Annotated in this window: 25 protein-coding genes; 20 read left to right on the forward strand and 5 right to left on the reverse strand. The window is 59.1% G+C overall.

What is annotated here, in order from left to right; translation table 11 throughout:
- The first annotated feature begins 175 nt into the window (after nucleotides 1–175).
- The 15 genes from BRA1253DRAFT_RS33500 to BRA1253DRAFT_RS33580 all read left to right on the forward strand — a co-directional run bounded on the left by BRA1253DRAFT_RS33500 (nucleotide 176) and on the right by BRA1253DRAFT_RS33580 (nucleotide 17,043).
- Nucleotides 176–1,660 carry a carboxylesterase/lipase family protein gene (locus tag BRA1253DRAFT_RS33500; protein WP_007601651.1) on the forward strand — a complete coding sequence of 495 codons (1,485 nt, stop codon included), beginning with the start codon at nucleotides 176–178 and terminating at the stop codon, nucleotides 1,658–1,660.
- A 522-nt stretch (nucleotides 1,661–2,182) separates the two neighbouring features.
- Nucleotides 2,183–3,304 carry a hypothetical protein gene (locus BRA1253DRAFT_RS33505; protein WP_007601652.1) on the forward strand — a complete coding sequence of 374 codons (1,122 nt, stop codon included), beginning with the start codon at nucleotides 2,183–2,185 and terminating at the stop codon, nucleotides 3,302–3,304.
- 148 nt (nucleotides 3,305–3,452) lie between these two features.
- Nucleotides 3,453–5,156: an amidohydrolase gene (locus BRA1253DRAFT_RS33510; RefSeq protein ID WP_007601653.1), complete on the forward strand. Its 1,704-nt coding sequence runs from the start codon at nucleotides 3,453–3,455 to the stop codon at nucleotides 5,154–5,156.
- A 418-nt stretch (nucleotides 5,157–5,574) separates the two neighbouring features.
- Nucleotides 5,575–7,125, forward strand: a complete 1,551-nt coding sequence (locus BRA1253DRAFT_RS33520) for a 4-hydroxyphenylacetate 3-hydroxylase N-terminal domain-containing protein (protein WP_007601654.1) — start codon at nucleotides 5,575–5,577, stop codon at nucleotides 7,123–7,125.
- On the forward strand, nucleotides 7,125–7,655 hold the full coding sequence (locus tag BRA1253DRAFT_RS33525) for a flavin reductase (RefSeq protein ID WP_007601656.1): 531 nt from the start codon (nucleotides 7,125–7,127) through the stop codon (nucleotides 7,653–7,655). The genes BRA1253DRAFT_RS33520 and BRA1253DRAFT_RS33525 overlap by 1 nt, the downstream gene beginning before the upstream one ends.
- Before the next feature lie 13 nt (nucleotides 7,656–7,668).
- Complete coding sequence (gene nbaC, locus BRA1253DRAFT_RS33530) at nucleotides 7,669–8,211, forward strand: 3-hydroxyanthranilate 3,4-dioxygenase (RefSeq protein ID WP_007601658.1); 543 nt, start codon at nucleotides 7,669–7,671, stop codon at nucleotides 8,209–8,211.
- A 30-nt stretch (nucleotides 8,212–8,241) separates the two neighbouring features.
- The gene (locus tag BRA1253DRAFT_RS40600; RefSeq protein ID WP_007601660.1) at nucleotides 8,242–9,279 is read left to right on the forward strand and encodes a helix-turn-helix domain-containing protein; all 1,038 of its coding nucleotides are present in this window, start codon (nucleotides 8,242–8,244) and stop codon (nucleotides 9,277–9,279) included.
- Nucleotides 9,279–9,665, forward strand: coding sequence for a RidA family protein (locus BRA1253DRAFT_RS33545; RefSeq protein WP_007601662.1), 387 nt, complete (start codon nucleotides 9,279–9,281; stop codon nucleotides 9,663–9,665). The genes BRA1253DRAFT_RS40600 and BRA1253DRAFT_RS33545 overlap by 1 nt, the downstream gene beginning before the upstream one ends.
- Nucleotides 9,666–9,756: 91 nt before the next feature.
- Nucleotides 9,757–10,539, forward strand: coding sequence for a fumarylacetoacetate hydrolase family protein (locus BRA1253DRAFT_RS33550; protein WP_007601664.1), 783 nt, complete (start codon nucleotides 9,757–9,759; stop codon nucleotides 10,537–10,539).
- 261 nt (nucleotides 10,540–10,800) lie between these two features.
- A complete protein-coding gene (locus BRA1253DRAFT_RS33555) occupies nucleotides 10,801–11,280 on the forward strand; it encodes a RidA family protein (protein WP_007601665.1) in 480 nt (159 codons plus the stop codon).
- 356 nt (nucleotides 11,281–11,636) lie between these two features.
- Complete coding sequence (locus BRA1253DRAFT_RS33560) at nucleotides 11,637–12,836, forward strand: cytochrome P450 (protein ID WP_007601666.1); 1,200 nt, start codon at nucleotides 11,637–11,639, stop codon at nucleotides 12,834–12,836.
- Between the two features lie 3 nt (nucleotides 12,837–12,839).
- Entirely contained in the window at nucleotides 12,840–13,163 is a 324-nt protein-coding gene (locus BRA1253DRAFT_RS33565; protein ID WP_007601667.1) for a 2Fe-2S iron-sulfur cluster-binding protein, read from the forward strand.
- Between the two features lie 53 nt (nucleotides 13,164–13,216).
- Entirely contained in the window at nucleotides 13,217–14,425 is a 1,209-nt protein-coding gene (locus BRA1253DRAFT_RS33570) for an ABC transporter substrate-binding protein (protein WP_007601668.1), read from the forward strand.
- Between the two features lie 123 nt (nucleotides 14,426–14,548).
- A complete protein-coding gene (locus tag BRA1253DRAFT_RS33575; protein WP_007601669.1) occupies nucleotides 14,549–15,460 on the forward strand; it encodes a LysR substrate-binding domain-containing protein in 912 nt (303 codons plus the stop codon).
- A 269-nt stretch (nucleotides 15,461–15,729) separates the two neighbouring features.
- Nucleotides 15,730–17,043 carry an MFS transporter gene (locus BRA1253DRAFT_RS33580; RefSeq protein WP_157158663.1) on the forward strand — a complete coding sequence of 438 codons (1,314 nt, stop codon included), beginning with the start codon at nucleotides 15,730–15,732 and terminating at the stop codon, nucleotides 17,041–17,043.
- Nucleotides 17,044–18,216: 1,173 nt separating this feature from the next.
- On the opposite strand, the gene BRA1253DRAFT_RS33585 is transcribed toward BRA1253DRAFT_RS33580, so the two are convergent.
- The 3 genes from BRA1253DRAFT_RS33585 to BRA1253DRAFT_RS33595 form a co-directional block, all read right to left on the reverse strand.
- Nucleotides 18,217–19,296: a YeeE/YedE family protein gene (locus BRA1253DRAFT_RS33585; protein ID WP_007601671.1), complete on the reverse strand. Its 1,080-nt coding sequence runs from the start codon at nucleotides 19,294–19,296 to the stop codon at nucleotides 18,217–18,219.
- Nucleotides 19,297–19,367: 71 nt separating this feature from the next.
- Nucleotides 19,368–19,718, reverse strand: coding sequence for a metalloregulator ArsR/SmtB family transcription factor (locus BRA1253DRAFT_RS33590; protein WP_007601673.1), 351 nt, complete (start codon nucleotides 19,716–19,718; stop codon nucleotides 19,368–19,370).
- A 37-nt stretch (nucleotides 19,719–19,755) separates the two neighbouring features.
- Nucleotides 19,756–20,127 (reverse strand): hypothetical protein, encoded by a 372-nt coding sequence (locus tag BRA1253DRAFT_RS33595; RefSeq protein ID WP_007601675.1) that lies wholly within the window; start codon nucleotides 20,125–20,127, stop codon nucleotides 19,756–19,758.
- A gap of 102 nt (nucleotides 20,128–20,229) precedes the next feature.
- Between BRA1253DRAFT_RS33595 and BRA1253DRAFT_RS33600 the strand changes: the two genes are divergently transcribed.
- The gene (locus BRA1253DRAFT_RS33600) at nucleotides 20,230–20,961 is read left to right on the forward strand and encodes a cytochrome c biogenesis CcdA family protein (RefSeq protein ID WP_007601677.1); all 732 of its coding nucleotides are present in this window, start codon (nucleotides 20,230–20,232) and stop codon (nucleotides 20,959–20,961) included.
- A 124-nt stretch (nucleotides 20,962–21,085) separates the two neighbouring features.
- Here BRA1253DRAFT_RS33600 and BRA1253DRAFT_RS45640 read toward each other — a convergent pair whose 3' ends face one another.
- Both BRA1253DRAFT_RS45640 and BRA1253DRAFT_RS33605 read right to left on the reverse strand, forming a co-directional pair.
- Nucleotides 21,086–21,325 carry a hypothetical protein gene (locus tag BRA1253DRAFT_RS45640; protein WP_245286021.1) on the reverse strand — a complete coding sequence of 80 codons (240 nt, stop codon included), beginning with the start codon at nucleotides 21,323–21,325 and terminating at the stop codon, nucleotides 21,086–21,088.
- Nucleotides 21,322–21,804, reverse strand: a complete 483-nt coding sequence (locus BRA1253DRAFT_RS33605; protein ID WP_245286022.1) for a hypothetical protein — start codon at nucleotides 21,802–21,804, stop codon at nucleotides 21,322–21,324. The genes BRA1253DRAFT_RS45640 and BRA1253DRAFT_RS33605 overlap by 4 nt, the downstream gene beginning before the upstream one ends.
- A gap of 98 nt (nucleotides 21,805–21,902) precedes the next feature.
- Here BRA1253DRAFT_RS33605 and BRA1253DRAFT_RS33610 point away from each other — a divergent pair, with 98 nt between their 5' ends.
- From BRA1253DRAFT_RS33610 to soxZ, 4 genes are all read left to right on the forward strand, one after another.
- Nucleotides 21,903–22,469 (forward strand): thioredoxin family protein, encoded by a 567-nt coding sequence (locus tag BRA1253DRAFT_RS33610; RefSeq protein WP_007601679.1) that lies wholly within the window; start codon nucleotides 21,903–21,905, stop codon nucleotides 22,467–22,469.
- A 200-nt stretch (nucleotides 22,470–22,669) separates the two neighbouring features.
- Nucleotides 22,670–23,068 (forward strand): sulfur oxidation c-type cytochrome SoxX, encoded by a 399-nt coding sequence (gene soxX / locus BRA1253DRAFT_RS33615; protein ID WP_051058552.1) that lies wholly within the window; start codon nucleotides 22,670–22,672, stop codon nucleotides 23,066–23,068.
- Between the two features lie 17 nt (nucleotides 23,069–23,085).
- Nucleotides 23,086–23,538, forward strand: coding sequence for a thiosulfate oxidation carrier protein SoxY (gene soxY / locus BRA1253DRAFT_RS33620; RefSeq protein ID WP_007601687.1), 453 nt, complete (start codon nucleotides 23,086–23,088; stop codon nucleotides 23,536–23,538).
- 19 nt (nucleotides 23,539–23,557) lie between these two features.
- On the forward strand, nucleotides 23,558–23,884 hold the full coding sequence (soxZ, locus tag BRA1253DRAFT_RS33625; protein ID WP_007601688.1) for a thiosulfate oxidation carrier complex protein SoxZ: 327 nt from the start codon (nucleotides 23,558–23,560) through the stop codon (nucleotides 23,882–23,884).
- The last annotated feature ends 3 nt before the right edge of the window (nucleotides 23,885–23,887 follow it).

The raw sequence follows: 23,887 nt of genomic DNA on the forward strand, positions 1-23,887 counted from the left end.
CGCTGTTGAGTAGGCCGCAAGCGACCTTCGGCGCCGGAAGCAAAGTTGGCAATGCCGGGCGACGCAGACGTGGCACCCCAGACACGCAGGAGGTGCGGAGATTCGAAAGCCGTCCTGGTGGTTGTATGAGTCTGATCCGGGGCTAGCTTCGGCGTTGAATTGTTGGAGACGAGAAATGGTTGGAGTTGAGCGCAGCGTGGAGCATATCGAGTTGGAAACACCTTTCGGCTGCCTGCGGGGCATCACGGTGGACGATGTTACCGCGTTTCATCGAGTGCCATACGCAGAGGCTCCGATCGGGCCGCGGCGTTTCGAGTTGGCGGGATCGGCTCCCCGATGGCGAGATACTCGCGACGCGACCGTACCTGGCCCAGTTCCCCCACAGTTACCCTCGCGGCTGGACAGCGTTATGGGTACCTACGAGGTCGAGCAAAGTGAAGACTGCCTTCATCTCGATATATGGACGACGCACCGGGCCGGCGACAATGCGCCGGTTCTGGTCTTCCTCCACGGAGGCGCCTTCATGACCGGTGGGGGGTCGCTCCCCTGCTATAATGGAAGTATTCTTGCAAGGGAAAATGGCCTTGTAGTCGTGAACATTACCTCTCGCCTTGGTCTTCTTGGCTTTTGGCCCGGACCTGATTTCGGCGAATTGAATCTGGGCCTCCACGATCAAGTTGCAGCTCTGCGTTGGATCAGGGAGGCGATCAGTTGCTTTGGAGGCGATCCCGCGCGCATCACACTTATTGGGCAGTCGGCTGGCGCCTTCAGCATCGCTGCATTTCTCGGGACTGATCTTGGCCGCGATCTCTTCAGCCGAGCGATCATCATGAGCGCGCCTGTTGGCGTAGAGCTGCGCACGGTCGAAACGGCGAGGCCGTTGGCCAAGGCACTTCTAGATGTTCTTGGATTGGCCGACCAAGAGGTCAATAGACTGCGGACGATGTCCGTTGACCAAATTCTTGGGTTACTACGTGGGTTGCAAAACAGATCTCCGGCGACACCGGGGGACATCAGCCCGCCGTTCATGCCCGTTCTGGATGGCAGCCTTATCCCGAGAGATCCAGTCGTATCCATTCAAAACGGTAGCGCACATTGGTGTGACATCATGATTGGTGTAACACGCGAGGAATACGCTGCGTTTTCGCTGTCTAATCCGACCTTGAACGACCTGTCTGAAAACGAATTGAATGTCATATTCAAGTTACAACTAGGAAGCGGCGCAGCGGATGCGATCATGAAGATCCGATCAGCGCGCGTTCCCGCGATTCCTCGGACGATAGTGGGAGATCTCTACACAGACACGATCTTCACGGACGCGAGCTTGGCTGTCGCAACTGCCCAAGCGAAGGCCGGCCGGAATGTGTTTTCCTATCGTTTCGATTGGCAGTCGCCAGTCCCAGGACTAGGCGCCTGCCACTGCATCGATCTTCCGTTTCTTTTCGGAAATATCGACGTCTGGCGGAACGCTCCGATGCTCAAGGGAGCAGACTGGCGAGAGGTGGAAGGGCTGAGCCGACGATTTAGAGGTGCGATTGCGGCATTTGCGAAGAGCGGCGAACCAAACGGGACCGATCTGTCGCATTGGCCCGCCTACACACACAACCGTGCGGTGCTCCACTTTGATAGGCGCATTCAGGCCTTTGCCTGGGTCGCCTGATACTCTCCAGCCCGTTGAGCCGCGCGGCCGAAGAAAGTCTGTTGCGCGCCGCTTGCCCAGTCACTTAAAGCGGGCTGTTGAAGGATGTTGCATTGCTTGAGCTTACAAGTTGTACGTCTGGAGCATTCCTGGGACAGAGCTTTGATCGTGTTCAGCTCGGCCCTGATCTTGCACGTTGGTAGATCAACGAGTTCATTTCAGTCGCCGCGAAGTTGGGTGGTCCACGTCGCAAACGTAGGCGCCGAGCCGATGCTTGAACTCGCCAATCCGGCCACTCAATCTTGATTTCTCTCGTCGTTCGGCTTGCGGCTGAAAGGCTGTCCCGCTCGTCTGCGCCGTTACCCGAACGTCGTCCATGAAACGCGCGAAATAGAATTATCGTCCCATTCTTGGAACGCGACCGTGCCAACTGCGGTGCTTTTGCTTACCCGCCCGCCGCTTATGCTGCCAACCGTTGGATTGTGGGGAATGGCCTGGGTACAGCGCTGTTCGGCTGGCTAGGCAAAACATTGGCGGGGGAAAATGAAGCGTCCAATTCAGATAATGCTAACAGTACTGCCCTTGGTTTCTTTTGGTAGCGCGGCAGGTCTGGCGAGAGATCTGCCGGTCAAGGCCCAGCCAGCGCCGCCCGATCTGCCATTCTTCCTGGTGATCGATGACCGTGTCACCTTTTCGTATATACCAAAAGCAGCAGACCCGGGTGTGTACTCTGTAAATCCGAACGGTTCGCTCAACAGCAACACCGCGGTGCAGGTCTATTCGTTCACGCATTTCGACGCCTGGCGATACGGCACGAATTTCCTGAACCTATCAATGTACAAGGCCGATCAAAACGATCCAGCCAGCCCTTGCACCAACGCCGGCAGTATCTTCAATCCTGGCACGCGTGTTACCACTCCTGCAAATTGCGCAGGTGCTATTTCTGGCGTGGGCCAGCTTCGCTCGACATTTGGCTGGAACGAAATCTTCGGGGCCAAGACTTTCACTGTCGGGCCGCTGCGCAACATCTCGTTCGAGATCGGCCTTGATGCGGCGGCCGCGAACTATTATCGGGCGTCCGCAGGGCAGGCCGTCTCGGCGGGCTTGCAGTTCCAGTTCGATCTTCCCTACAAGGGCTACGTAGATATTGCCCCTCTGGCGACCTGGGTCTACAGCTCCCACATGGGCTTCCTGCAGTGTGGCGGAGGGTTCGCTCCCAATACACCAGGCGTCGGCTGCCTTACCGACGGCAACAGACAATATCAGCCGACGTGGGCAATCGAAACCAACTACTACATGAATCTCGATTTCTTGCCCGAGAGCGTGCGCTACTTTTCTATCAGCGGTCGAGCGGCTTGGACTGGGACGATGGGGGCCGAGAATAGTCCACTTCCTTACAACCCTTTGCCACTAGCTAGCCCTGCCAACTCGATGACAGCGGTTCAGCTAAATTCCGAGCCGATCCGTCTGACCTTCGATGCATCGAAAGCGATGTGGGGGCCAAAGTATTCGCATTACGTCGACGTGTGGGTCGCCTATCGCTATTGGCAAAACAAATACGGACTGGATCACAACGTCAGTCGGCTTTGCAACCTCTCACCGGGTGTGAGCAACAATACCTGTACCGAATCAAGTCTGTACAGTGGCGTCACGATGAAGTTCTAGCTTCATTTACCTCCCGAAGGTCAACTCTGGCCGCATGCCCCGCGGCGCAGTTTTCGGATGCTTCCATGGCGGACAGTGCGCAAGCTTCTTCGAGGCTGCGTTGCTGGCCGCCTCTTCGTGGGCCATGAACTGAGAAGGAGAGGTTGCGATGAAGTTTGTGAAGCGGCTGGCGTACACGTGGATCATTGTGGGTCTGCTTGGAAGCTCAACATGGTCCGCTGCAGAGGCCCAGCCGGCGATAGCCGATACCATTTATGTTAATGGCAAAGTCTACACCGCTGATGTGAAGAACACCGTAGTGGAGGCGTTCGCGTTATCAGGCGATCGCTTTCTCGCCGTTGGCAGCAACGAGGAGATCAGGAAGCTCGCGTCCACCGGCACCCGTGTGTTCGACTTGAAGGGACATTTCGTTAGCCCTGGCCTTGCCGACGCGCATTTCCACAATGAAGGCGGCGGTACCGGTATTGATCTGTCTCACACCCGTAGTCTCGCCGAACTCATGTTGCAGGTAGCCAACGCCACCGCGGGGACCGCGCCGGGCGCGCTGCTCGTTTCGAACGGAGATTGGCACGAAGCGCAGTTGAGAGAACAGCGCCTGCCAACGGCGCGACAGTTGGACGAGGCCGCGCCGAACAATCCTGTGGTGCTTGTACGAGGCGGCCATTCCTACATCCTCAATGGACGAGCGCTGGCGCAGTTCAATATCACTAGCCAGACGCCGGTGCCGGCCGGGGGACAGATCAGTCGTGACGCAAATGGTGAACTGACCGGAGAGCTGTTCGACGCGGCCAAGGCGCTTGTGCCGCTACCCGCTCCAAAGCCGCTCGCGATGGAGGACATCCTCGCGACGCAGAGAGCGATCAATCCTTTCGGCCTCACGGCGGTTCGAATTCCGGGTGCCTACCGGGGCAACCTGGTGGAGGCGCTGAAGCTGATGCGGCAGGCCGACGCCGAGCACGCGCTCACCGTGCGCTATACCGTCTATATGCCGGGGTTCGGGTTCAGAACCCCGCAGCAGGTCGACGATGCGGTCGCCCAATGGGGGGTGACGCAGGACGAAGGCAGTGATTTCGTCCGCGTAGGCGGCATCAAGCTCGTGGTGGACGGTGGTTTCGAGGGGGCTCATCTCACGCGCGCATATCAAGAGCCATTCGGGAAGGGCGGAACCTATTCGGGTCTTACCCTTTCACCTCCCGAGGCCTACAATTCTGTCGTGCGCGAGATCAATCGCCTGGGTTGGCGCGCCGCGACGCATGCCGTAGGGGATGCGGCCGTGGACGAGGTTCTCACCGCCTACGAGATCGCCCACAAGGACAAGCCGTTGATTGGGAAGCGATGGGCCATCGAACATGCTTTCATCGCGCGGCCCGATCTCGTCAAACGCATGCAGAACCTGAAACTGATGGTGTCAGCGCAGGATCACCTTTATCTCGCCGCGCCAGTCTTGAAAGGATATTGGGGTTGGGATATCGCCAGCGAAGCGACGCCGCTCAAGAGCTATCTCGACGCCGGATTGCTGGTCGCCGGCGGCACCGACTCGCCGGTCGTTCCGTTCAACCCATTTTGGGAACTCTACCATTTTGCGAGCCGCGATACGATGTCCGACGGTGTTTACGGGGCCGACCAGAAGGTTACCTCGCGAGCACAACTGCTGCGATTGGTCACGATCAACTTTGCCGTGTTGATCGGAGAGGAGAATCGTCGCGGCTCGATCGAGCCAGGCAAGCTCGCCGACTTCGCGGTACTGACCGACGACTTCTTGACAGTGCCGCTCGACGCCATTCCCAAGATGAAGGCCCTATCGACCGTAGTTGGCGGGAAAGAAGTCTATCGCGATCCCAAAATGCCTTGACGATTGGAGCGGTCCTCCGCCCCATCGTCGGTAAGCATTCATCAACGGCGAACACCCACTTCTGGATCGATCCCAAGGCGAAGCTGGCTGCTCTCTTCATGACGCAGTTAGCGCCCTTGGGCGATCCGCGTATTATGTCGGACTTCGTCGAATTCGAGCGAGCTGTTTATGCCCTTGGATGATCTCTAGCCACCGCGTGAGCAGGTCGGCTTGCCCGTTAGGGCTTCGAGCACGTGCTGGTTGAACCGATTGACCGGTGAGGCACCAGGGCAACCTTGCTCCCACTCCTCATCAAGAAGTCAGCTACGCGGCAATTCCTTTTGCCAAAGTGGCTGTTGTCTTCGGAGCCAATGCGCGGAAGTGTTGGGGACCATTCGAATGCAAAGCATTCAAATTACCCCTTAGCCAGGAGCAGCGTATGAATCGCGGTGGAAACCGGCCTTTCACGGGCGCCGAATATCTTCAGTCTCTACGGGACGGCCGCGAGGTGTGGATCTATGGCGAGCGTGTCAAGGACGTTACAACTCATCCAGCGTTTCGCAACGCGGCGGTCTCAATAGCCAAGCTATATGATGCGCTGCACGACAAGTCCCTCAAGCAGGTTTTGACGACCGAGACCGACACGGGAAGCGGCGGCTTTACACATCGGTTTTTCCGCTACGCGCGGTCGCGCGAAGATCTGATCGCGCAGCGCGATGCAATCGCAGCCTGGGCGCGCCTGACATATGGATGGATGGGACGAACGCCCGACTACAAGGCAAGCTTCACGAACACCTTGGGGGCGAACGCAGACTTCTACGGCAAGTTCGCCGACAATGCGCGTGGCTGGTACAAGCATGCGCAGGAAACGGTGCCGTTTATCAATCACACGCTCGTCAACCCGCCGATCGACCGGAACAAGGCCGCAGACGACGTTAAGGATATCTACGTCCGCATCGAAAAGGAGACGGACGCAGGCATATTCGTCTCGGGTGCGAAAGTCGTCGCAACCTCGTCGGCGCTGACCCATTACAATTTTCTCGGCCAAAATATGGCTGCGGAAATCACGGATGACAGTATGGCGGTGATGTTCATGGTCGGCATGAACAGCCCCGGCATCAAGCTGATCTGCCGGAATTCCTATGAACTTGCGGCCGCAGCGACCGGCTCGCCGTTCGATTACCCGTTGACCAGTCGATTCGACGAAAACGACGCGATGTTCATTTTCGACAACGTGTTCGTTCCCTGGGAGAACGTCTTCGTTCACCGCGACATCAACATGTTGCGTACCTTCTATCCGAAGTCGGGCTTCCTCAACGGCTTCACCTTTCAGAGTTGCACCCGCCTCGCCGTGAAGCTCGATTTCATTATCGGCCTGCTGCAGAAGGCCCTGCGTGCCTGCGGCACCGATGAGTTTCGTGGCGTTCAGGTGCAACTCGGCGAGATCGTGGGTTGGCGAAACCTGTTCTGGTCGCTGACTGACGCGATGGCTGCCGCGCCAGATCGCTGGGTCAACGATGGCTTCCTGCCGAATATTCGCGCCTGTACTTCTTTCCGGATATTCGCCACGGAAGCCTATCCCGCTATCCGGTCCATTATTCAGCAGATCGTAGCGTCCGGCCTGATTTACCTCCCTTCGAGTGCCAGGGATTTGAAGGTGCCGGAGATCGAAAAGTACCTCGCGCGCTATGCACGTGGTTCGAACGGTATCGATCACATCGAGCGCATCAAAATCATGAAGGCGCTCTGGGATGCCGTCGGATCCGAGTTCGGCGCGCGTCACGAACTTTACGAGCGCAACTATGCCGGCAACCATGAGGCGATCCGACTTCAGGCGCTTATCCACGCCAAGGTGTCGGGTACCATGGGAGAAATGGAGGCTTTGGCGACGTCATGCCTCGCCGACTACGATGAGAACGGCTGGCGCGATCCCGCATATCACAACGGCGACGATGTCTCTGTGCTCGATTATCTCGCAAGGAGCCGCTGATGTCTGTCGATCGGGTTGCCTTTCGGGACATGATGTCCCGGTTCGGCGTCGCCGTTTCGGTGATCACAACCGATGGCGCCGCCGGCCAGTGTGGCTTTACCTGCACAGCCGTCTGTTCGGTCACGGATGAACCGCCGACGATCCTGGTCTGCCTCAATCGCAAGAGTCAGATGAACGCCGTTTTTCGACAAAACGGCGTCCTGTGCGTGAACGTCCTGAGCGCGGAACAGGAAGACCTTTCCGCAACGTTTGCCGGACGTCGTGACATCAGCATGGCCGATCGATTCGCCGTTTACCCTTGGGATCGGGTCGCCACCGGCGCCCCTGCGCTTCGAGACGCCCTCGGAGCAATCGACTGCGAGATCTCCGAAACGCAGGATTATGGCACGCATACGATCTTCTTCGGACGGGTGGTGGCGATAGCACTCAACCAAGCCCGCGACGCACTGCTTTACCTCAACCGCGAATATCGCGTCGTGCCCTTTCTGCCGCCGGCTGCGGTCGATCAAAGCGCAGCCCGTACGGGCTAACCTGGAGAAACCTATGAAACACGCGTTGGAGAATCCACCAATCAATCTCGACGATTGGATCGAAAAGAACAAGGCAACGCTCAAGCCCCCGATCGGTAATCGTCAAATTTGGAAGGGCTCTTGGGAGACGACCCTCGTTATGATGGTTGGTGGGCCGAATTACCGACCGGACTACCATGACGATCCAGGCGAAGAACTGTTCATTCAACTGCGCGGTGACGCCACGCTCAAGCTGATCGACCCCGCGTCGGGCGAACGCAGCGAGGTAATTGTGCGGGAAGGAGAGATGTATCTCCTGCCGTCGCACGTCCGCCATTCGCCGCAACGGCCTGAGGGGTGCATCGGGCTCGTCATCGAGCGCTACCGCCAGCCAGGGGAGGTCGACGCCTTGGAGTGGTATGACGAGAAGGGCTGTCTGGAATTTCGTGGCGAGTTCCTGGTAAAGAATATCGAGGAAGATCTCGCCAAAGTTCAGGCGGCCTGGAAGGCTTGGTCAATAAATCCGGATCGGCTGATCCCCACGACGTGGAGGGTTGGAATGCCGGTGCCAACTTAGTAGGCACCGTTAGCCAATAAGGGGACGAGCATGAAGCGCGATAAGGAACCCATCGAGGTGCCTAATCATGACCAGCCGACGCAGGTGCTTAACGTTCCTGCCTATTTCCTTTATGGAGAAAACTGGTCGGGCTCCATCTTCGGCTTCTTCCATATCGAAGAACTGTTCGTTCGCAACGCTCCGAACAAATGGCACATTGCGTTGCACCGGCATTTGGACTTTGACCAGCTTTCCATTCTTCTCAGTGGACACTGCTCATTTGAACACGACGGTGTCTCGCGGCGCGTCGAGGCGCCAAACTGCGTTTATACGCCAGCCAACGTTGTGCACCAATTTGACTATTCATCTGCGGCGGTCGGATTTGTCATCAGCGTATCACCAGACTTCGTCGTTGGTTTGCCTTCTGTCGAGGGAGCGACGAATACAGTTCTCCTGCGCTTGGCGGAAGAACGGGTCGTCGCCTTGGAAGGCGGCCAGGAGGTTGCGACGGTTCGAAAGTTACTCGAGTTGATCTCCGAGAAGGCAACCTCGCGCAGTCCCTATCGTCGCGACGCATTGCGATATCTCTTCGGAAACCTACTCCTCGAACTCGGTGGGACATTGATGTCCCCGTCTCAGAACAAGATGCCGCAAGCATCCACATTCGAACTCGATCTATTCAAACGCTATCGTGAGTTGATCGGCCTAACACTGAATGCAATTGGCTTCGCCGACGACCAGAGAACCAATCCTCTCACTGTCGAACTCTTCGCACAACGCCTCTCGGCCACTCCATATACGCTCAATCTCGCTTGCCAGCACATTTCCGGCATTCCAGCTCGCGACGTCTTGCAAGCTGCCGTCTTGGAGCAGGCAACGCGCCTGTTGTTGTACACGACAAAGCCCGTGAAGGAGATCTCGTTCCTTCTTGGTTATTCGCACGCCTCCCACTTCGCTCGGTTCTTCAAACAACGACGCGGGACGACGCCAGAAGCCTTCCGCAAGGCTTGCACCGACGGCTCGCTCGGCGAGGCCGCAATTAATTCAAACGTACATGGTTCGATCGCCAACTATGAGAAGGATGCCTGATGACACGGACGATCTTCAACAATCCCAACCTGCCACGGTCGAAGTCTCCGCATTCGAACGCGGTGAAAATTGGAAATCTGATCTTTGTCTCGGGCTTTCCGGGTTACGACGATAACGTGCAGATTCCGAAGGGTGATTTCGCAGCGCAAATGCGGCTTGCTCTCAAGCACGTCAAGGCGACGCTCGAATATGCCGGCAGCTCAATCGACAAGATCGGCAAGGTGAACATCTATCTCGATCGCAGAGCCGACTTCGATCAAATGAATGAGATCTATCAGGAGTTCTTCGGAACCGACCCCTCTGGTTGGCCTGCGCGCACCACCGTCGAAGCCAGGCTGCCACGGCCCGATTTTCTTCTCGAAATTGATTGCGTCGCGGAAGCATGAGCGCGATTCAGGCGGCCTAAGAGGCCGTTGGACCAATCTCGCGTGCGTGTCAGCCGCGCGCGCATCTTCATAGCTGCAGGAAAGTGCACATATGCTAACGGACGAACAGCGCCACCAGGCCGCAGACGTTCTCATGGAGGCCGAGGGTGTTCGTGAGCAGGCGGGGCAGCTCTCGACTGAGTGGCCGTCGATCGGCTTCGATGACGCGTATGCGATTTCGGCCGAGGTCAACAGGCGTCGCCTCGAAGCGGGCGCAAAGCTGATCGGCTATAAGGTTGGCTTGACCTCGAAAGCGATGCAGAGGTCCTCCCAGATCGACGAGCCTGATTACGGCTATCTCTATCAGCACATGATGATCGCGGACGGCGGAAAGACGCCTCGCGAAAAATATTGTGTCCCACGAGTTGAAGTCGAACTCGCTTTCGTGTTGGGCAAGCCTCTCAAGGGCCCCGGCGTCGGGATATTCGAAGCCCTGGATGCTTGCGATTATGTCTGTCCCGCGATCGAGATCGTTGATGCTCGCGTAAAGGATCCGCGAAAGATTTACGATACTATCTCCGACAATGGGGCGGCTGCAGGCCTTGTGCTTGGCGGACGACCCCTCCGACCCAGCGAAGTCGATCTGCGCTGGACCGGCTGCATCCTCTATCGCAACGCCGAGATCGAAGAAACGGGGCTCGCGGCCGGTGTGCTTGGCCACCCGGCCCTCGGCGTCTCGTGGTTGGCAAACAAGCTTGGTGCCCAGGGCATTACCATGGAGGCCGGTCATATCGTCCTTACTGGCTCATTTACCCGGGTGGTGTTCGCCCAGCAAGGTGACAGCTTTCACGCAGATTTCGGTGCGCTTGGCGGCGTTGCGGTTCAATTTAGCTAAGCGAAGTCGATGCTGAATCAGCCAGAACGATCGCGCTGGATCTTCTAGTAGCACTTGGCGCAAAGGAAACATGTTGGAAAATCCGAGGAACCGCGGGATTCCCTGGATCGAGTAGGCGGGATCTCACCGGCGCGGGTAAGTGGTTAGCGATTTTTCACAAATGGCTGTTGTGCAGACCTCACTCCACCTCTCTTATTTCGTCGGCCCGTTTGTTGCGATGTAACTCGAGGTCTTTAGGAAGTGTAACGAAAGGAGAAGAGGATGCTCGTCCGTCTCGTGGCGTCGCTGATGATGCTCGCCCTGTTAAGTTGCGCGGAGGCTTCCGCTCAAGTCCAAGCGAATTACAAGAAGGAGAGCTTCAACTACAGTGAATGGACCAAGGGGAAGTTCTCGGAGGTCGTGACTGTCACAAACGCGAACAAGTTCATCTTTCTTTCCGGGACGGGGGCAGAGCGCGAAGGAGACGGCGAGATTCTATTTCGCGACGACTTCATGGCGCAATGCACATATGCATACTCGAAGATCAAGAAGGCCCTGCAGGCTCAAGGCGCCACAATGAATGACGTGGTGCGGACCGTTACTTACACCACTGACGTAAGGTTCTTTCGGGATGCGCTAAAATGCAGAGCGGATGCCTTCGGGAGCGCTCCAATTCCCGCCTCGACCTTCTTAGTCGTCAGTCAGCTCGCGTGGCCGTTCATGACCATAGAGATCGACGTAACCGCCGCCCTTGGAAAATAGCGCCTCTTTCGGCGACTTGGTCGTTATCGACAGTCGGATTTGATCATCGTGACGACTGCGCCGCTGCCGTCTCGGTGATAGGTCCATCGACCGACGACGCGTTAGGATATCGCTCGCGCCACTGCGGTGTTCGCTCCTCGTGAACTTCTCCTAAACGTGGTCGACGCGTCGCGCCGCTGCTATTGGCGACTGGTTCGCGATTTTCCGGAAATGGTCATTGTCAGCTCGCGGACGCGACTTCAGCATGCAGGAGTAAGAACCCAAAGCGAACGCGGCACCTGGCCTCTCAAGGGATGGTGCGCAACCTGTGGGGGCCACGAGGGGCTATGTTCGTGGCGAGGAGAAGGGCTGCAGCGATGACGAAAACTCGTCGAATTCCAGAACTCGACATCGATCCGTTTTCAATGGAGTTCTTCGACGATCCATATCAAGCGCACGATCTTCTACGTGAAACCGGACCGGTCGTCCGGCTTTCAAAATGGAACGTCTACGCGGTTGCCCGTCATCGGGAGGTTCGAGCCATTCTACATGACCACGTCAGCTTTTGCTCGAGCCGCGGTGCCGGACTGAGCGATTTTGCAAAGGAAGCGCCGTGGCGGCCACCTAGCCTTATCCTTGAAGCAGATCCTCCGGAACATACCAGAATCCGCGCCGTCTTCGATCGAATACTGTCGCCGGCTCTCGTGAGAGACCTGCGGGAGCACTTCACAAGTATCGCTGAACTGAAGGCGGAGGAGGTGGTCTCAAAGGGCAATGTCGATGCTGTTTCCGATATTGCCGAGGCGTTCCCACTCTCAGTATTTCCTGATGCGGTTGGACTGAAAAAAGAGGGGCGGGAGCATCTTCTTCCGTATGCCGGGGTCGTATTCAATGCTTTTGGCCCCCCGAATGAGCTTCGCCAGCAGTCGCTGGAGCGGTCAATGCCTCATCAGGCTTATGTGCAAGAGCAGTGTCAACGGAAGAACCTCATGCCGGGAGGCTTGGGCGCGTCCATTTATTCTCGCGTTGAACTTGGCGAGATCAGCGATTTGGAAGCCCCATTGTTGGTGCGGTCACTGTTAAGCGCGGGCCTCGACACAACCGTCAATGCGTTAGGAGCAGCGTTGTATTGCCTGGCGCGCTTTCCGGACCAGTGGAGCCGGTTGAAGGGAGATCCCACACTGGCGCGCAAGGCGTTTCAGGAGGCAATCCGCTTCGAATCGCCAGTGCAAACCTTCTTCCGAACGACCACGCGCAAGGTCGAGATAGACGGCTTCGAAGTTCCAGCGGGCGAAAAGGTGCTGATGTTCTTGGGCGCCGCTAACCGCGATCGACGCAAATGGGATCGTCCGAATGAGTACGACATTTGTCGGCAAACGAGCGGGCACGTCGGCTTCGGTTCGGGAGTACACATGTGCAGCGGCCAATTCCTCGCACAGCTCGAGGGAGAAGTCATGCTGTCGGCTTTGGCGAGAAAAGTGAAATCAATCGAAATCTCGGGAGCGGTTCGGCGCCGCTACAATAACACGCTGCGCGGCCTAGACAGCCTTCCCGTTACCCTCAAAGCAATGGATTGACGCATGCCTTCCATAAAGTTCGTTCAGCCGCCCGGGAGCTCGGAACTTGTCCAGGCACGCGAGGGAGAGAGCGCAATGGAAGCGGCTACCCAGAACGCGATACCAGGCATTCTAGCTGAATGCGGCGGAAACGCCATGTGTGCGACGTGTCACGTATACGTCGATGATGAATGGCTCGATCGACTGCCATCAGTCTTAAAGCAAGAGGAAGCGCTGCTCACCGAAGTCGCGGCCGAACGCCGCCAGACGAGCCGGTTGTCGTGCCAGGTCCAGATGACGTCAGACCTCGACGGATTACTTCTCCACATTCCGAATAAGCAGATCTAAGGCCGAAGAAAGCCAGTCCCGCTATTGCTGAACCGAAGGGTAACGAGATGAGAATGCGCGTGCTTACTTTGCTCATCATGGCCGCATTCGCCGCGCCGCAGATGGCGAACGCCGAACTGTCGGACAAGGTCGTCCGCATCGGCGTGCTCACTGACATGTCTGGACTTTATCAGGACACAAATGGTTCGGGGTCGGTCGAGGCTGCCAGGATGGCAGCGGAGGACTTCGAGAGTGCTCATAAAGGTATAAAGGTCGAGGTGATCTTTGCAGACCATCAGAATAAAGCCGATGTGGCGTCAGCGATCGTACGAAGATGGCTTGATGTCGACCGGGTCGATGCAGTGGTCGATGTGCCAAATTCGGCAGTCGGACTGGCGGTGAACTCGCTGCTCCGCGGTACAAGGGCGACCTTTCTCGCTGCGTCGACAGCCACATCCGAGCTTACCGGCAAGGAGTGCTCTCCCAACACCATCCAATGGGTCAATGACGTCTGGGCGACTGCGCATGCGACCTCGGCGGCAATGATGGAGCGTGGAGGCAAGGACTGGTATTTCATAACCGTGAACTTCGCGCTCGGCCAAGGCCTCGAGTCAGAAGCGACGAACTATATCGAAAAGCACGGCGGCAAAGTGTATGGCTCCAGCAAGCACCCCATCGGCACGTCGGACTTCGCGTCGTTCCTTTTGCAAGCCCAGAGTTCCAAGGCCAAGGTCATCGGGCTCGCAAATGCCGGCGGCGATACGATCAACGCGATCAAGCAGGCGTCTGAATTCGGTATTCAGCAGGGCGGCCAGTCTATGGTCGCCTTCCTCCTCTTCATCAACGATGTTCACGGAATGGGTCTTAAGGTCGCGCAAGGTCTGCAATTGATCGAGGCGTTCTACTGGGACGCGGACGATGACACGCGAGCCTTCGCGAAGCGGTTCGCTGCGCGCGCCGGCATGAACGGAAAAATGCCGAGTGGAAACCAAGCTGGCGTCTATTCATCCACGCTGACGTTTCTCGACGCGGTTGCCGCCACGCAAAGCGACGATTCGAGCGCTGTGGTGCCGGAAATGAAGAAAGTGAATGGACGGGATAAGTTGTTCGGCGATATCAGAATTCGCGAGGACGGTCGCGTGATACATCCGATGCACTTGTTCGAGGTGAAGCGTCCGGAAGAATCGAGATATCCTTACGACTATTACAAGCGTCTCTCGACCATTCCTTCGGAACGGGCATTTCGTCCTTTGGAAGCCGGTGGGTGTCCCTTGGCGAAATGAGCCTTCGCTGCTTCCCCTTGCCCGACAATAGGACTGCTGGCGCCTGCCTTCGGCTGGGAATATGGTCAGGGCTGCCGCCGGCAAGGCACGCTGACCAGACGCCAAGGCGGCCGAGGTGATCGAATGGGGATCGTTGACGACCTTACACTTTTCGTGGAAACGGTCAGGGCCGGCAGCCTTTCTGCCGCAAGCCGTAAGACCGGCATTCCGAAGTCCAGCCTGAGCCGTCGTATCGGCGATCTCGAGAGCCAGCTTGGCGTGCACCTGCTCTACCGAGGGCCGAGAAATTTCTCCGCAACCGAAGTCGGAATTTCGATCTATGAACGGAGTGAGCGGATCAAGGAGGAGTTAGATGCCATTAAGGCGCTGGCGGAGAGCTTTTCAAATCATCCGTCAGGCAAGCTTCGCATCTCTTGCCCGGCCGTGCTGGCCGAAAGTCTGGTTTCCGAATTCGCGATCGGATTCTCGATCGTGCATACCGACGTTCGCATCACCCTGGATAGCGCGGTCGGTGCTTTCGATACCGCGATCGGCGACTATGACCTGATGATTCACCCGGCGCGCGGGGACACCATGGCCGACTCCGAGCTGGTCCGGCAAAAGCTTGCCGCCGCAAGCTACCGGCTCGTAGCCTCGCCTGGCTTCATGAAGCCACTCGGAATGATCAACGATCCATCGGAGCTTCAGGACCGGAACGGAATTGGCTGGGCGGCAGACGGCCATCTGGCACGCTGGACGCTCGTCAACCGAAACGCAAACACGACCGAATTGAACGTCAATCTGAAGTTCAGCGCGAACAACCTCAACGTGATCAGGCAGGCGGCGTTGAGCGGCGCCGGCTTGGCACGGTTGCCGCTAACGATGTGCGAAGCCGACCTCGTGGAAGGACGTCTGGTGCTTCCGCTGCCCGATTGGGCGCCGCCTTCTGTTACCGTTTATGCTCTTTACCCTTCGCGGCGGTCATTAACGCTTGCCGGCCGCCTGTTTGTGGCCGGATTGGCTCGTCATTTGCAGGACAGGATGCCGGCAGCCTAACCGAGTCGTGGCGAACAGCCCGCGGCCGACGAGACCTGATCCGCAATCATCCTGGGAACGCGGCTTGCAACTGCTTCGGCTGGCGATCAACGGACAAGAGGTTGGGAACTCCCGCGGCTATGCGATCTGCCCGTTGCGTCCTCCATCCCGCTGAGAGCCGCCTGTCCCGGATTCGGAATGCACGGTCCCATTCCTGGGCCTCGACAAGCCCCGAACGAAATCTTTTAACAAACGAATGCGCGAGACAACGTAGTCATCGGGGGATGAGCTTGACGAACAAGATGGATGTGATTGGAAGGGGCGATGCGGCAAGCGTCGCAAGCGCCTCTCCGGCTGTTTCCGAAAGTCTTCAGCCGTCCTTTCTCAAAACCTTGCTGTTGTGTTTCCTAGCGATATTGCTCGACGGCCTTGATACGGGCTCCATCGGAGTCGCCGGTCCGGCAATCGCGGCTCACTTCGGCGTGTCGACAGCGTCCTTGACACTGCCATTTATCATGACAAGCATCGGAGCCGTGTTAGGATATCTGGCTTCCGGCTATCTGGTGGCCCGATGGCGGGCCCGACGTGTGTTGATTTTCAGCGTGATTGGATTCGGGGTGCTCACCTTGGCAACACCCTTTGCGAGTTCGATTATTGTCCTGTCCATCCTCCGCCTTGTCACGGCCATAGGACTTGGCGCTGCACTTCCCTCGGCCGTGGCGATCGCGGTCTTGCAGGCACCCGTCACGCTGCGAGCTGCCGCCACGATCGTGGTCGGAACGGGACTTGCTGCGGGTGGGGCCCTGGGCGGTGCGCTTGGCGGCCTTCTGACCAGAAAGTATGGCTGGGAGTCACTGTTCTACTTCGGAGGCGCGCTTCCATTGTTGCTGTCACTTGTACTGTTGCGCTGGCTGCCTGCGTCAGATGAAGCCGATGCTGCGGCAACGGCGGCGGGCGACAAGCGTATGGCGGGAAATCTGAAGCTCATCTCAAGCATATTTGCCGGTTCGCTCGGCGGTCGAACCGCAGGTCTCTGGGTCTTTTCATTTCTCATCTTCGCCGACGCCTATGCACTCATCTTCTGGCTGCCCCCGCTGCTGATCGGGTTCGGCTTTCCGGCCGCGGACGGCCAGTTCGCGGTCGGCTTCTTCAGCGCTGGCGGCCTCATCGCCAATTTGATTGTCGTGCCGCTGGTGGGCCGCTTCGCCGTCACCAGCGTGATGAGGATTGCCGCGTCGACGGCTGGGCTATGCGTGACTGGAATCGCGCTTTGGGCGACGACGTCGTGGGTCTGGGCGCTGATTCTAGGTGCCGGCGCCGGGCTTATCGCCTGTTCGGTCGGCCAGTCGGCGCTGGCCGTCTCAATCTATCCCGCGCCATTGCGAACCAACGGCGTCGGCTTCTCTGCGGCAGCGGGGCGGATCGGTTCGATCGTCGGGCCTGCTTTCGTTGGTCTGCTGTTCTCGCTTGGCTGGTCTCCGAAATCCATCGTCTTGGCGGCGGCCGTGCCGATCCTGGCCGCGATTCTCGTGCTGTTGCTCCTCCCGCGATCGGTTCAGGGCAGTGAGCTTTGGGATGTTTCCGCAGGGAAGCGGGGCACCTGATCGCATTTCGCGAGGTGCACCAAAACAGGCATTGGTCATGCAATGTTCAGGCTGCGCCCTTCTTCTACATGCCCTTCGCCTCGCTGCCGATCGACCCGGGACTTGTCGAAGCAATAAGTGAGCGTAGAGCAAACGGAAGGTCTCAATGCGAAACGACGGCTCTGTAGCGCGAAAGTTTGAGCTTGCAGAAGCGGGCAGCATTCGAGACCCGGCCAATGCCCCTCTTATCCAACACCAGGGGTTGGGAGTTAAGCTGCCCCCCGGTAGGAGAACAGCGCCTCCACGGCGGTGGGTTTAGCAATGTGGCGGTCTAGTGACTCGATCCCCGACAGATCACGGCATAGTCTAATGCGCTTACCCTCGCAGGCCTCGGCTGCTCGGCCGCCAGTCCAAGATCCCAATGACGCGCCGAGCGCCGTTCTCCCTGACTGCCGCCGCAACGAAATCGCAACGATTGGACGAAACGAGCGTGAACAAAACGGGACGGAAAGGCCATCCAGATCAAGAAAAATCAACGACTTAGAAGTTGTTCGCTGCGTTCGGGACGCTGGGCTCGCTCAGTCAGATGGTAATGAACCGAATGTCGGTATCGGTGGCTGCGCCTCCGTGATCTGAAACCTGCGTGGATCGTGCGATCGCGGGGACTGCAATCGAGCGGACTGCTTCAACGACGAATGTCATTGTTGACAGTGCCCAGTTGGATCACGATTGCCCGAGTTAAATCAAACTTCCCCATGATGGACTGGAGCGAGAGCACGGGTTTTTCAACCGGTTAGATGGCGTCGTGTGCACCGGGAGATCAAGAAAAATCTATCGTCAGCAAGAGTGGGGTATTCACTCTCTGACTCTCTGAAGGGATGCTGGGTCTATAGCTGGGTGCTTGCGTGAAGGCGGCTGATGCCCGTTATCAACGAGAGCTCGGCTTGGCGTGTTGTCGCGACTATTTTGCGGTGAGGACAATCGTATTGGGGACGAGTCACGCCCTCTACCGTGGGCCACGATTTTGCGCGCCGGACTGCGATTTTATGCGATGTGTACCTTTGACGATCGCGGACGCTTCCAATAGTAGTAATTGCGTCGGCTTGGACCAAGGGTGAAGCCGTCGAGAGCTGACTGTTCTTGGCGAAGTCGCCTCGAATTCCGGCCACATGTGCAGAAGCGGTGGTTTTCCGACTACGTCGAGACGCCAAACAGCTTGCGCACTGCCGGCAGCCACTCGCCAGTCATCGTGAACTCAAGCCCGAGCCGCGCTCCGACGGCAATCGCCAGCATTGTGATCGGCGCCGAGAGAGCGAGCGTTGAGAATGCGGCCAATCCCTGCCCGATGGTGCAGCCCATCGACATGATGCCGCCAATACCCATCAGAAGCGCGCCGCTCATGTGACGCTTCAATTCACGGGCGTCGTCGCAAGCCTCCCAGCGAAAGCCGCGCCCGAGCATGGCGGCGGCAAACGAGCCGACGACGACGCCGGCGACCGAGCTGATGCCAAAATTCAACCGCGCGCCGGAGAAGGTGGCGATGTAGAGGATGGTGTCGCCAAGCGGGGCAACGAAGGTGAGCGAGGAGACGCGCGCGGGATCGAATTCGTCATCCGCGAGCCACCCCGTCGCGAACCATCCGAACGCAATAGCGGCGCCGACGGCAAGACCGGAGACCAATAGTCGCGGCGACCGGATCAGCCGGCCATCCGCGAGCGCCCAGAAAGTGAGCGCGGCGGCAATCGACACGACGAGGATTGCGCGCATCGTGCTGCCGGCCCCGAGCAGCGAAGTTAGCGTCTGATTGTTGCCGTCGGTGAGGCGCACCGACAATGGCTCGATCAGCTTCACGCGGAGCATGCCGGTGATGCCGCGCATGGTCGCGAGCGCGGACAGGCCGAGCACGAGAAAGACCACGATGGCGCGTAGATCGCCACCGCCGATGCGCACCAGCGTGCCGAAACCGCAGGTCCCGACCAGCGCCATTCCGACGCCGAACATCAGCCCGCCGATGATCGCGCCGCCGAGGCCGATCGATGCTGTGAGATAGATCGACCGCGACAGGTCTACGATGCCGAACTCGGCCAGCGCTTGGGTCATGAGCAGGGCGACCGCCGCTGCAAGTGCAAAGGATTTCAGCCGGCGAAAATCCGATCCGAAGAACGCATCCTCGAACATCGCCAGCGTGCAAAAACGTCCCGCGCGGCCGGCAACGCCGAGCACGGCGCCAGCGGCAAGCCCACATGCAAACGCTATGGTAGATGTGCTCAGCATTCCCCGGCATCTGTTGGTTCTGCCTCGCGGGTAGTCTGCGCCGGTGGGTCGCGAAAAGCCAGCGCGGAAAATTACCGGCGGCGCCGGCGCACCGGCTCGCAGAACACGTCGTAAACGGCAGTGAGAATCTTGCGGACGTCCTCGCTTGCGAGACTGTAGTAGATCGTCTTGCCGTCGCGGCGAGTCGTTACCAGCCGATCGAGCCTCAACCGCGCCAGCTGCTGCGAGACGGTCGATTGTCGCTCGCCCAGGAACTGCTCGAGCTCGGTCACGGATTTCTCGCCCTCGGCGAGGATGCAGAGCAGCAGCAATCGGGACTCGTGCGACAGCGCCTTGAGCATGTCGCTCGCCTCGCGCGCCTTCTCGATCATCTGCTCGAGTTCGACGGAGCCCTCGATCTCCTTCAGCTTTGGCAACGGCATCGCGTCAAATTCTCCTGAGCAAAACCCGCAAGAACGGTCACGACCCCTTAAGCTCCGATCCCGTGCTTGACAGGATTCGGTCCAGGAGGCCGAAGAAAAAGGCATCCCCAGGATAGCCGCGAATGCGCCCGATCTCTCGGCCTTCTTGTACCACGACGAAGGTCGGCGTGAAGGCACCCGGATCGATTCCAGCGAGATCGGCGGGAAGGGGACCGTTGAGGTCGACCCGGCGCAGGGGTGCGGCCCGGCTTTCCCCGGTCTTGGCGTAGATCGGCGCGATCTCGGCGTTGAAGCGCGCGCACCAGGCGCAGCCGGCCCGCTCGAACATGACGAGCTCGGCGGCGCGCGACGCCGTCACGGGCAGCGCGAGCCCGACCGCGATTGCGAGCAAAATGATGATTCTGGTCATGCTGCGTCACCGGCCTCGTGGACTTGCTTGTAAACGGCTTGCTTGTAACGTCCTCGGCGCTTTATATCATTAAATTCGTATATGTGCTAGGGATGGGGCGCAATGACCTTGGACGTCACGCTTGGCGCGGCCTTTGTCGCCGGCCTGTTGTCGTTTCTGTCGCCGTGCATTCTGCCCCTGGTACCGCCCTTCCTGTGCTACATGGCCGGCGTATCGGTCACCGATCTGTCCGGCGGCAGGCCGGATCTGCGGCCGCGCATCCTGATCTCCGCGCTGGCTTTCGTGGCGGGCTTCTCGCTGGTCTTCGTCGTGCTCGGCTCGACCGCGTCGATCGCGGGACGCTTCATCTCGGCGCATCTGTCAACGCTCGGCATCGTCGCCGGCGCCCTGATTATCGTCATGGGCCTGCATTTTGTGGGGCTATTCAGGATTCCGCTGCTCTATCGCAGTGCGACCGTGCAGGTCGACAACCGTCCGGCCGGCGTGGCGGGAGCCTTCGTCATGGGCCTGGCATTTGCGTTTGGCTGGACGCCCTGCGCGGGACCGATTCTCGCCGCCGTGCTGCTGATGGCCGGCTCCGAGGATACGACCGGACGGGGCGCGCTACTGCTCTTCGCCTATTCGATCGGGACCGGCATTCCCTTCCTGGTCGCGGCTGCCTTCACCGGTCGCTTCATGGCCGCGCTCGGCCGTGTGCGCCGGCATCTCGGCCTGATCGAGAAGACGATGGGCGTCTTCCTGGTCGCGACCGGCCTGATGTTCCTGACCGGATTGATGCCCACCGTCTCGGAATGGCTGCTGGAGCATTTTCCTGGATTGACCCGCATCGGCTAAAGCATGATCCGGAAAAGTGCGCAGCGATTTTCCCTCGCGACAAACGCGGAACGCGTTTGCGCGCAGATTATGCTTAAACAACAACCTAAAGCGCAATGACGATTCATCCTCATCGCATCTCGCTCTATCCGTAACGAAAGTCGAGCAACTGGGCAAAGGACTGCAGCTCGATGAGATAACGATGCACGAGGGACCCGTCGCCCGCCATCGCGGCATGAGCGATCTCTTGGCTGCTGGCGATTGCGCCATCGATCAGGCGACGGAATTCACCTTGGGCAGCGATCTCGCCATTTGCCCATTCGTTGCAGCGTATGAGCCGATCGCGGAATGCGCTCGCGGCGGCGACGGTCTCCTCGGCGTTCACCGGCGCCGGCCGTTCGCCGTGCCTGACAGCCGCGACACGCAAAGCCTCCATGGCGGGCGCGATCTCGAAGATGCAATCGCCGAGATCGTACAGGCCTGCGTGACGCCTGAGCTCGTGAAAAGCCTGCCGAAGCGCAAGTAATTCGCGGCCGGCGGCGACGTCTCCCCGCGGTCGAGTGCGCCCGTTGCCGTCACGAGCCGTTCGCGCCCCCGGTCGAGAAATCCTGACAGTTCGGCCGGCGCGTAAGCGGGCAGGGGATTGGAGCTGTCCGGCCCGAGCCGTTTCCACCTGGCGACCGCCTCATCGGTCTCGATCTGCGCCAGCGCGACGTTTCCGGTGCGCGCATAGCTCGCGGCGGTGCGCAGATTGGCCATGATCGGCGTCATCGCCGTCGCGAAATCCGCAAGTCTGTCGGCTCCTGCGCCGAGCGCGATTGCGTTCGACGCCAGCCATGCCAGCAGCACTATGGTGCAGCGCAAGATCGGAACTCCTTGTCACATTCGTGTATTCGAATATCATAATGAAAATGAGCAGCGCGCAAGATCGTCCAACGCAGGAAACCCCGACGTCGCTTCGCATGCCGACGCGGCGCGGCCTTCTCGCATTCGCATTTGGCGCGGCCTGGGCCGGCCGCGGCGTGGCGGCGGCTGAGCCCACGCCTGGAGAAGACGGGCTCTATCATGAGCCCTGGTTTCTGCAGAGCTTCCTCGATCTGCGCGAGGACCTGGAGAGTGCGGCCGCCGGCGGCAAGCGCCTCGCCATCATGTGGGAGCTGCGCGGCTGTCCCTATTGCCGCGAGACGCATCTGGTGAACTTCGCCGATGCCGGCATCGCGAGCTACATCCGCGACAATTTCGAGGTGTTGCAGCTCAATCTGATCGGCTCGCGCAAGGTGACCGACTTCGACCGCCAGGAATTATCCGAGAAAGAGCTCGCCCAGAAATACGGGATCCGGTACACGCCGACCTTTCAATTCTTTCCGCCATCCCCCGACGGTCTCGAAGCCAAGGACGCGATCGCGCGCGAAGTGGCGCGGGCGCCCGGCTATCTCAAGCCGCAGCACTTCCTTTCGATGTTTCGCTTCGTGCGGGAGCGCGCCTATGAGCGCGGCTCGTTCCGGGATTTCCTGGCCGGGAATGGCTGACCGGACGCGTCGTTCGGATTTCGCTTGACGCCGCCTTTCATATGATCATATCATAATACTTGAATTTGATGGTCCGTCAGTCCGTCGCCATCAAGAGCGGGCGTCACCCCGCGATCCCAAGGGTAGGAAACATGCGGCGCTCGCTTGCGGCTGCGTTTGCACTTTGCCTGTCGGCTGGCGGCGGTCTCGCCCAGCAGCCGATGCGAGAGCCGATCAAGGAGCCCATCAGGCTCGAAATCGTCGACGATTCCTTGCCGAAATCCCTGACCGGCGCCCCCGGCAATGCCGCCGCCGGCAAGAAGGTGTTTCTGACACGCACGCTCGGCAACTGCCTGGCCTGCCATCAGGTCACCAGCCTGAAGTCCGAGGAATTCCACGGCGAGTTCGGTCCGTCCCTGGACGGTGTCGCCGGCCGCTACACCGAGGCGCAATTGCGCCTCATCGTCGCCGACCCCAAGCGCATCTTCACCAACACGGTCATGCCGGCGTTCTTCAGGAACGAGGGCCTCAGCCGGGTGCGACCGGAATTCGCCGGCAAGTCCATTCTGACGGCCGCGCAGGTCGAGGACGTTATCGCTTATCTCAAGACGCTGAACTGACGGCGAGGAGGATCGGAATGAAAGCCATCAATCGACGGCAGGCATTTGCACTCGGGGGCGGCTTCATCATGCTGACGCTGATGCCGATGGCGGCCGATGCCGAAGTGACGAATGACGCGGCGAAGTGGATCGAGAAGTTCACCGGCGGCAAGCAGCCGGTCAAGGGCAAGATCGCGCTCGACCTGCCGGAGATCGCGGAGAACGGCAACACCGTGCCGCTGTCGATCAATATCGATAGCCCGATGACCGCGGAGTCCCACGTCACGGACGTTCTGATCATCGCGGACGGCAATCCGAATGCGGGCGTCGCGACGCTGTCGTTCACGCCGCTGTCCGGCAAGGCGGAAGCCTCGATCCGGATCCGGCTCGCGACCACGCAGAACGTGGTTGCGGTCGCGAAGATGAGCGACGGGTCGCTGTTCACGGAGCAGAAGACCGTCAAGGTCACCATCGGCGGCTGCGGCGGCTAAGAGCTTCAGGAGAGAAACAATGGCAGACAAACCGCGCATCAAGCTTCCGAAGGAAGCGGCCAAGGGCGAGGTCATCCAGATCAAGACCCTGGTCTCGCATCTGATGGAATCGGGCCAGCGCAAGGACGCGCAGGGCAAGACCATTCCGCGCAAGATCATCAACAAGTTCGCCTGCGAGTTCAACGGCAAGCCGGTGTTCTCCTGCGCACTCGAGCCGGCGATCTCGGCCAATCCCTACGTCCAGTTCGATGCCAGGATCGACGAATCCGGAACGTTCAAGTTCGCCTGGACCGACGACGACGGCTCGGTGATCACGGCCGAAGAGAAGATCGCGCTCAAGGCGTAACGC

Origin of the sequence: Bradyrhizobium sp. WSM1253 (genome assembly GCF_000244935.1) — a bacterium.
Classification (GTDB): Bacteria; Pseudomonadota; Alphaproteobacteria; order Rhizobiales; family Xanthobacteraceae; genus Bradyrhizobium; species Bradyrhizobium canariense.

What these genes read in the sequence shown, in the direction of transcription:
- BRA1253DRAFT_RS33545 (WP_007601662.1), top strand. Translation starts at nt 9,279, where the DNA reads ATGACACGGACGATCTTCAACAATCCCAACCTGCCACGGTCGAAGTCT.
- BRA1253DRAFT_RS33565 (WP_007601667.1), top strand. Translation starts at nt 12,840, where the DNA reads ATGCCTTCCATAAAGTTCGTTCAGCCGCCCGGGAGCTCGGAACTTGTC.
- BRA1253DRAFT_RS33560 (WP_007601666.1), top strand. Translation starts at nt 11,637, where the DNA reads ATGACGAAAACTCGTCGAATTCCAGAACTCGACATCGATCCGTTTTCA.
- BRA1253DRAFT_RS33570 (WP_007601668.1), top strand. Translation starts at nt 13,217, where the DNA reads ATGCGCGTGCTTACTTTGCTCATCATGGCCGCATTCGCCGCGCCGCAG.
- BRA1253DRAFT_RS33505 (WP_007601652.1), top strand. Translation starts at nt 2,183, where the DNA reads ATGAAGCGTCCAATTCAGATAATGCTAACAGTACTGCCCTTGGTTTCT.
- BRA1253DRAFT_RS33600 (WP_007601677.1), top strand. Translation starts at nt 20,230, where the DNA reads ATGACCTTGGACGTCACGCTTGGCGCGGCCTTTGTCGCCGGCCTGTTG.
- BRA1253DRAFT_RS33520 (WP_007601654.1), top strand. Translation starts at nt 5,575, where the DNA reads ATGAATCGCGGTGGAAACCGGCCTTTCACGGGCGCCGAATATCTTCAG.
- BRA1253DRAFT_RS33510 (WP_007601653.1), top strand. Translation starts at nt 3,453, where the DNA reads ATGAAGTTTGTGAAGCGGCTGGCGTACACGTGGATCATTGTGGGTCTG.
- nbaC (WP_007601658.1), top strand. Translation starts at nt 7,669, where the DNA reads ATGAAACACGCGTTGGAGAATCCACCAATCAATCTCGACGATTGGATC.
- BRA1253DRAFT_RS40600 (WP_007601660.1), top strand. Translation starts at nt 8,242, where the DNA reads ATGAAGCGCGATAAGGAACCCATCGAGGTGCCTAATCATGACCAGCCG.
- soxZ (WP_007601688.1), top strand. Translation starts at nt 23,558, where the DNA reads ATGGCAGACAAACCGCGCATCAAGCTTCCGAAGGAAGCGGCCAAGGGC.
- soxX (WP_051058552.1), top strand. Translation starts at nt 22,670, where the DNA reads ATGCGAGAGCCGATCAAGGAGCCCATCAGGCTCGAAATCGTCGACGAT.
- BRA1253DRAFT_RS33525 (WP_007601656.1), top strand. Translation starts at nt 7,125, where the DNA reads ATGTCTGTCGATCGGGTTGCCTTTCGGGACATGATGTCCCGGTTCGGC.
- BRA1253DRAFT_RS33500 (WP_007601651.1), top strand. Translation starts at nt 176, where the DNA reads ATGGTTGGAGTTGAGCGCAGCGTGGAGCATATCGAGTTGGAAACACCT.
- BRA1253DRAFT_RS33575 (WP_007601669.1), top strand. Translation starts at nt 14,549, where the DNA reads ATGGGGATCGTTGACGACCTTACACTTTTCGTGGAAACGGTCAGGGCC.
- BRA1253DRAFT_RS33585 (WP_007601671.1), bottom strand. Translation starts at nt 19,296, where the DNA reads ATGCTGAGCACATCTACCATAGCGTTTGCATGTGGGCTTGCCGCTGGC.
- BRA1253DRAFT_RS33555 (WP_007601665.1), top strand. Translation starts at nt 10,801, where the DNA reads ATGCTCGTCCGTCTCGTGGCGTCGCTGATGATGCTCGCCCTGTTAAGT.
- BRA1253DRAFT_RS33595 (WP_007601675.1), bottom strand. Translation starts at nt 20,127, where the DNA reads ATGACCAGAATCATCATTTTGCTCGCAATCGCGGTCGGGCTCGCGCTG.
- BRA1253DRAFT_RS33610 (WP_007601679.1), top strand. Translation starts at nt 21,903, where the DNA reads ATGCCGACGCGGCGCGGCCTTCTCGCATTCGCATTTGGCGCGGCCTGG.
- BRA1253DRAFT_RS33550 (WP_007601664.1), top strand. Translation starts at nt 9,757, where the DNA reads ATGCTAACGGACGAACAGCGCCACCAGGCCGCAGACGTTCTCATGGAG.
- BRA1253DRAFT_RS33590 (WP_007601673.1), bottom strand. Translation starts at nt 19,718, where the DNA reads ATGCCGTTGCCAAAGCTGAAGGAGATCGAGGGCTCCGTCGAACTCGAG.
- soxY (WP_007601687.1), top strand. Translation starts at nt 23,086, where the DNA reads ATGAAAGCCATCAATCGACGGCAGGCATTTGCACTCGGGGGCGGCTTC.